General features: G+C 53.1%; 1 rRNA gene. It reads right to left on the reverse strand.

Features of this window, described 5'->3' with window-relative positions:
- Positions 1-24: 24 nt before the first annotated feature.
- A 23S ribosomal RNA gene (locus AC3WR3_RS20790) occupies positions 25-2,914 on the reverse strand.
- Between the last annotated feature and the right edge of the window lie 21 nt (positions 2,915-2,935).

Genomic DNA, 2,935 nt, shown 5'->3' on the forward strand with positions numbered 1-2,935 from the left:
CCAGAAACACTTCTTGGGTGTTGTATGGTTAAGCCTCACGGGTAATTAGTATGGGTTAGCTCAACACGTCGCCGCGCTTACACACCCCACCTATCAACGTTGTGGTCTCCAACGGCCCTTTAGGACCCTCAAGGGGTCAGGGATGACTCATCTCAGGGCTCGCTTCCCGCTTAGATGCTTTCAGCGGTTATCGATTCCGAACTTAGCTACCGGGCAGTGCCACTGGCGTGACAACCCGAACACCAGAGGTTCGTTCACTCCGGTCCTCTCGTACTAGGAGCAACTCCCTTCAATCATCCAACGCCCACGGCAGATAGGGACCGAACTGTCTCACGACGTTCTGAACCCAGCTCGCGTACCACTTTAAATGGCGAACAGCCATACCCTTGGGACCGACTTCAGCCCCAGGATGTGATGAGCCGACATCGAGGTGCCAAACACCGCCGTCGATATGAACTCTTGGGCGGTATCAGCCTGTTATCCCCGGAGTACCTTTTATCCGTTGAGCGATGGCCCTTCCATTCAGAACCACCGGATCACTATGACCTACTTTCGTACCTGCTCGACCTGTCCGTCTCGCAGTTAAGCTGGCTTATGCCATTGCACTAACCTCCTGATGTCCGACCAGGATTAGCCAACCTTCGTGCTCCTCCGTTACTCTTTGGGAGGAGACCGCCCCAGTCAAACTACCCACCAGGCACTGTCCGCGAGCCCGATTCAGGGCCCTGCGTTAGAACATCAAACATACAAGGGTGGTATTTCAAGGACGGCTCCAGCGCAACTGGCGTCACGCCTTCAAAGCCTCCCACCTATCCTACACATGTAGGTTCAATGTTCAGTGCCAAGCTGTAGTAAAGGTTCACGGGGTCTTTCCGTCTAGCCGCGGGTACACCGCATCTTCACGGCGAATTCGATTTCACTGAGTCTCGGGTGGAGACAGCATGGCCATGGTTACACCATTCGTGCAGGTCGGAACTTACCCGACAAGGAATTTCGCTACCTTAGGACCGTTATAGTTACGGCCGCCGTTTACCGGGGCTTCGATCAAGAGCTTCGCTTGCGCTAACCCCATCAATTAACCTTCCGGCACCGGGCAGGTGTCACACCCTATACGTCCACTTTCGTGTTTGCAGAGTGCTGTGTTTTTGATAAACAGTCCCAGCCATCTGGTCACTGCGACTCCCAACTGCTCCATCCGCAAGGGACTTCACTGTCAAGAGCGAACCTTCTCCCGAAGTTACGGTTCTATTTTGCCTAGTTCCTTCACCCGAGTTCTCTCAAGCGCCTTGGTATTCTCTACCCGACCACCTGTGTCGGTTTGGGGTACGATGACTTGTAATCTGAAGCTTAGAGGCTTTTCCTGGAAGCAGGGCATCAATGGCTTCACCACCGTAGTGGCTTCGTCTCGTGTCTCAGTGTTGTGTCTCCGGATTTGCCTAGAAACACCACCTACGCACTTTCACCAGGACAACCGTCGCCTGGCCCACCTAGCCTTCTCCGTCCCCCCATCGCAATTACAAGTCGTGCAGGAATATTAACCTGCTTCCCATCGATTACGCCTTTCGGCCTCACCTTAGGGGTCGACTCACCCTGCCCCGATTAACGTTGGACAGGAACCCTTGGTCTTCCGGCGAGGAGGCTTTTCACCCCCTTTATCGTTACTTACGTCAGCATTCGCACTTCTGATATCTCCAGCATACCTCTCGATACACCTTCGCAGACTTACAGAACGCTCCCCTACCACTCACACATAAGTGTGAATCCGCGGCTTCGGTGCCTGGTTTGAGCCCCGTTACATCTTCCGCGCAGGCCGACTCGACTAGTGAGCTATTACGCTTTCTTTAAATGATGGCTGCTTCTAAGCCAACATCCTAGCTGTCTGAGCCTTCCCACATCGTTTCCCACTTAACCAGAACTTTGGGACCTTAGCCGGCGGTCTGGGTTGTTTCCCTCTTCACGACGGACGTTAGCACCCGCCGTGTGTCTCCCGGATATTACTTACTGGTATTCGGAGTTTGCATGGGGTTGGTAAGTCGGGATGACCCCCTAGCCCAAACAGTGCTCTACCCCCAGTAGTATTCGTCCGAGGCGCTACCTAAATAGCTTTCGGGGAGAACCAGCTATCTCCGAGTTTGATTGGCCTTTCACCCCCAGCCACAGGTCATCCCCTAACTTTGCAACGTTAGTGGGTTCGGTCCTCCAGTTGATGTTACTCAACCTTCAACCTGCCCATGGCTAGATCACCCGGTTTCGGGTCTACACCTTGCAACTAGACGCCCAGTTAAGACTCGGTTTCCCTACGGCTCCCCTATACGGTTAACCTCGCTACAAAATGTAAGTCGCTGACCCATTATACAAAAGGTACGCAGTCACCCCGAAGGGCTCCCACTGCTTGTACGTACACGGTTTCAGGTTCTATTTCACTCCCCTCACAGGGGTTCTTTTCGCCTTTCCCTCACGGTACTGGTTCACTATCGGTCAGTCAGGAGTATTTAGCCTTGGAGGATGGTCCCCCCATATTCAGACAGGATGTCACGTGTCCCGCCCTACTCGATTTCACATCAAGGTTGTTTTCGTGTACGGGGCTATCACCCTGTATCGCCGGCCTTTCCAGGACCGTTCCACTAACTTCCAAGATGCTTAAGGGCTAATCCCCGTTCGCTCGCCGCTACTGAGGGAATCTCGGTTGATTTCTTTTCCTCGGGGTACTTAGATGTTTCAGTTCTCCCGGTTCGCCTCGTTGCACTATGTATTCATGCAACGATACCTAGCTTATGCTAAGTGGGTTTCCCCATTCGGAAATCTGTGAGTAATAGCGTCTCTTACCGACTTCTCACAGCTTATCGCAGGTTAGTACGTCCTTCATCGCCTCTGACTGCCAAGGCATCCACCATGTACGCTTAGTCACTTAACCATACAACCCCAAGAAGTGTCG

Source organism: Aeromonas sp. EU05-FHT14A05 (assembly GCF_058791175.1).